Source organism: Gemmiger formicilis, assembly GCF_016901605.1.
GTDB classification, from domain to species: domain Bacteria; phylum Bacillota; class Clostridia; order Oscillospirales; family Ruminococcaceae; genus Gemmiger; species Gemmiger formicilis_B.
This window is the reverse complement of sequence record NZ_JACJKP010000210.1, coordinates 1-4,170: the sequence shown is the minus strand read 5'-3', so window position 1 is coordinate 4,170 and position 4,170 is coordinate 1. Positions and strand designations below refer to the sequence as shown.

The window sequence follows — 4,170 nt, the reverse complement described above, 5'->3', positions numbered from 1 at the left end:
GGCTCGCCGGCCGGTATATAGAACGCCAGACCGAGTGTGGCGAGTATGTCTATGCGCACAAGGCGGCCAAAGCCGCACTGGCCTTTGACCCGTTTAACAGTAGCCTGAATATGCACTTGACCATACTGCTCTACCAGCAATCGGGAGCAGGAACTGCAAATGCCTTTTATACAGGAATCAAGCGGCATCTCACGGAGGCGCATATCCAGAGGATAAAACAAACATGTCCGAATATGATTATCTGACAGCCGGAGGTGAGCCTGAAATGAGACGCGGATGAGGCCAAAAATATGTTGCAGATGAGTCGCAGACGAGTCACGAGCTGAGACGCCCGCCTGTTAGTATAGATTTCCGTAGGTTAAAAACGCCGGAAATACAGCGCAGGCGGGTGGCTGTCCATGTATGCGAACCATACAACGCAAGCCGCCTTCCGACCGGGAGGGCGGCGTTTTTTCTTATCAGGCTTACGATCAGACCTTACAGGATTTTTGCGGCCATTTTATGCCACCCCACCGAACCGCTGCGATTCAAACCGCCCCATAGTGCCGCTTTGCGCCTACAGCAATCTTGCTGTGGGCGCTTTTGCGTATCATGGCGGATTTCATTGCCGAAGTCCACCGGTCAATCGTTTTGATTCACTCAAAAACGATTGATTGGAGGACAAAGAGATGGATGACAGGCATCCAAAGAGAAGAAAGGACAAGTATAACCCCTATACCCTGTCGATGATCGACGGGAAATGTTATCTATCTTTCAGGGACGGCCAGGGCGTACCACACAGGCTGGAACTGGATGTGAAGCTCTATGCCGTGTTTGACCGGTTTGAGTTGGACGATCTCTCCTTCCTTAACGAGCAGGAGAGGCACCTTGACTGGACCGAGCTGAACGAAGAGCTGCTGAGCCGTCGTTCGGCACAGGAGCCGGCCCCGGTGGAGGACGCCGTCTATGAATCCATGCAGACGCAGGCGCTCCGGGAGGGCGTCAACCAGCTGCCGGAAGTCCAGAAAAGAAGGCTGCAGATGTATTTCTTTGACGGGCTTACCTATGAGGAGATTGCGGTGCGGGAAGGGTGCAGCTATCAGGCGGTACAGAAGTCCATAGCGGCAGCTCTGAAAAAAATCCGGAAATTTCTGAAATAGAGGGTTGAGTTTTGTGTGGAAGGGGAAAGCGAACAAATGAAGCCAAACCCGAGGCTCCCTCTCGTTTGAAAAACGAATATAAATAAACCGGGCGTTCCCTGCTTACGCGGCCTTAGCTGCATACAAGCAAGGAACACCCGGCTTTTTCGATCTGCCTTTTTACTCCATCGCTTCCCTGTATTCCGGATATGTTTCCTGAATTTTCCGCGCCAGATCCCAGATCTCCTCGTCGCCGGAAAGCACATAGGATGTTCCGCCGGCGCCATGGAACCGGTTTTCATCAAACCAGAAGAGGCAGGTATCCCCATCCGCTGTCTCAAACTCCAGGATCCGGCTGTCTGTAGAGCCGCTGAAAGCTTTGGATACAATGGTCGTTTCCCGTAATGCCTGCAGGATTTCGGAGATGATTTCTTCATCCGTCGTTTCGTAGCGTCCCAGGATGTTATCGTTGTGACGATAGGTAAGCGCGACCGGCAGCTCTTCCAGCGACTGATCCAGAAATTCCTGCTGGCTTTCGGTACAATAGGCCCGAAGCGATGTGTCTTTTGGGGAACACCCCGCCAGTACGCACAATAATACCAGCAAAACAGCAATTTTAATCCTCTTCATCCGAACCCCTTTCTGGCTGTCATGGCCTGCGCTGTTTTTCTATGTAGAGCTGGTACAATCCCATGCGTGATTTTACACCCGCTTTCTCATAGATCGCTGCGATATGCCGCTGACAGGTTCGCCGGGATAGATACAGTCCATCTGCGATCTCCTGAATACTTTCCTCTGAATTGACCAGCTTGTCAAATACTTCGGTTTCCTTGGGCGTAAGGATAAACAGCTCCGACAAAAGACGGAACGCTTCCTGAGGGTCCAGGTCTGCCGGGATATCCTTGGGGGCGCCGGATGAAACCGGCATCCAGGCAGTATAAAGATAGATGACTACGCTGACGGCCACAAACAGGACCAGTGCCAGAATGATGGACGCCATGCCATTGCTGTCAGAAACAAGCAGCGCTACAGAGGCGTTGGCAAGCAAAGCGGCGCTCACGTTATTCATGGCGCGCCCCATACCGGCCCACAGCGCTGGCGTGGGCATATGGCGGGCAAAATCCAGAAAGCTGGTGGTGAAGAATACCACAAAAAATCCAGCCGAAAGATAAAATACGATCAGGCCGATCAAAAACGGGCCGCCCAGCTTGAGTACTACCACACAGATGACGGACATCAGCATGACGCAGTACATCATCATGGTCATAAATTTCCGCTTTCGGATATCAAAAAGAAAGCCGGCAGAAAGGCCGCTTACCGCCAGCAAAAGCCGCGGCCATTGCCCGATGTCAGTGCCTGTTGCATGATGCATGGTGACCGCGTTGTCCAGCGTGCTGAAGATACATGCCATCAGGATTACAAGCAGTGCAAGGAATCCGCCGGCGGCGATCTTCTTTCGGGTTCCCTTCCCATCCTCCTCTATGGCCTCTATGGCGGGGGACTGGGGTTCTTCCGCTTCTGCATTTTCCTGGCGGCAAAGCCTTTCTGCCTTCAGTAACAGCGCTAACGCTACAAGGGCAAAGAGTGAAAGTATCAAGGCTTCCGCAGTTTCTAGATCCACAAGATTGTTATTTAGAAACTGCAGGAAGATCCCAAGGGCATAGGAGATACCAACCATACGCGCCAGATGCGTGCGATCCTTCGCCAGTTTGAAAAACAGGTAGTGGGCCGCGCTTCCCAATATCCCCAGAAACAGGAACAATGCCATTCCGGAGAGCAGAGTGGACGAATAAGAAACATGTTTTTGAACCAAAAAATTGCATACTGCCGCTGCTAGTGCAAGGATAAAAAGTCCAACGATTTGTACCCGCCTTTTCAAAAAGCGATGAAACAGCGGATAGAGCAAAAAACCGACAGCGCTTATTCCTAACGCGTAGTTTTGCGCAATCACCGTTTTTTCTTCCCCTGCCGTAAGCGAGATCATATTCACATATAGGTACTCGGCGCCAAGAAATAGAAAAGTAAAAATACCAAGCAGCAGAATCGCATAAATGGATTTTGGATTTGTGAAGCTTTTCTTTATTATTACCATACGTCCCATTCCACCCCCCTTTCTCCGCAATGGTACAATTATAAACTATTATACTATAAACGGCATGGATTTTCAACGATTTCGGTCGGTTAGAGACTTTTTTTCGCTGACGTTTTTGCGGAATATACAATCCTTCCTGTTTGACCTAAACCAGGGATTCTCCTGGATAAAACCGTATATTTTTGGAGCTGCGTTCCGCATCCGGGAACTACCGGTTTTTTGCGCCCGCACATGCCGTTTTACCGCGGCCACACGGTGTAGCTGCGGTAAACAAGGAAATATCCTGAATGAGAGAAGCTGTCTAGTAGGTGATATTGTGGACGTAAAAATAAATCAGCAGGGCGCCCAGCCCAGCGCCGCTTATCAGGCTTGCCCACGTCCAGAATAAAGACAGCAGAAGCCCCAGGAAAATAAACACGCAGAACACCACGACAAAAGCGTCTCTCTGGAAGAGCATAATGAATTTGATACAGGCGATCACAACCCCTGCCATCATAACGAGAGCCCCAAGAAGGGCCAGAACAAAAACATACACACCCGCCATCTGGAGAATTGAGATCAGGACATTAAAACCAAGACCTATCCCCGCGATCAGGCTGCCTACTTTGATGAGGCTGTCACGGGAAGCGCTGAACGCGCCAAAGAAATAGGTTGCGATTAACCCGTTGGAGCCAATGAGCAGCATGTTTACAATAATGACCCATTCTGCGCTTATGTAGTACGATGTGGAAACTGCCAAGCTAATAATGGCGGTGAGGGCAGTGAGGAACCCCCCGATGGCGCCAATGAGATGGTACGGCCTGAACCTTGCATACATACGATATATCCCCTTTCTGATCCTGCGTTCCGAAAAGGCCAGCTGAAGCTTTTTGGACATTCTGTGTCCTGGCCGGCCTTCCATCATGTGAACTTTTCGTTTTTTATCATAGCAGGAAGCTGGTGTTTTTAACAGGCCGCTTT

Annotated in this window: 5 protein-coding genes; 2 read left to right on the top strand and 3 right to left on the bottom strand. The window is 50.5% G+C overall.

Translation table 11 applies throughout. The annotated features are described in order from the left end of the window. Both H6B10_RS12930 and H6B10_RS12925 read left to right on the top strand, forming a co-directional pair. Positions 1 to 245, top strand: a 245-nt coding sequence (locus H6B10_RS12930; RefSeq protein ID WP_204651982.1) for a hypothetical protein, incomplete at its 5' end; no start/stop codon positions are given. 423 nt (positions 246 to 668) lie between these two features. Beyond that, positions 669 to 1,139 carry an RNA polymerase sigma factor gene (locus H6B10_RS12925; RefSeq protein ID WP_040918711.1) on the top strand — a complete coding sequence of 157 codons (471 nt, stop codon included), beginning with the start codon at positions 669 to 671 and terminating at the stop codon, positions 1,137 to 1,139. Positions 1,140 to 1,298: 159 nt separating this feature from the next. Here H6B10_RS12925 and H6B10_RS12920 read toward each other — a convergent pair whose 3' ends face one another. The 3 genes from H6B10_RS12920 to H6B10_RS12910 all read right to left on the bottom strand — a co-directional run. Beyond that, positions 1,299 to 1,748, bottom strand: coding sequence for a hypothetical protein (locus tag H6B10_RS12920; RefSeq protein ID WP_007048418.1), 450 nt, complete (start codon positions 1,746 to 1,748; stop codon positions 1,299 to 1,301). A 19-nt stretch (positions 1,749 to 1,767) separates the two neighbouring features. Continuing rightward, positions 1,768 to 3,219: a response regulator transcription factor gene (locus H6B10_RS12915; protein ID WP_243427382.1), complete on the bottom strand. Its 1,452-nt coding sequence runs from the start codon at positions 3,217 to 3,219 to the stop codon at positions 1,768 to 1,770. Positions 3,220 to 3,511: 292 nt separating this feature from the next. Further along, positions 3,512 to 4,170 (bottom strand): hypothetical protein (locus H6B10_RS12910; protein ID WP_204651981.1); only part of this gene is annotated, 659 nt, incomplete at its 5' end.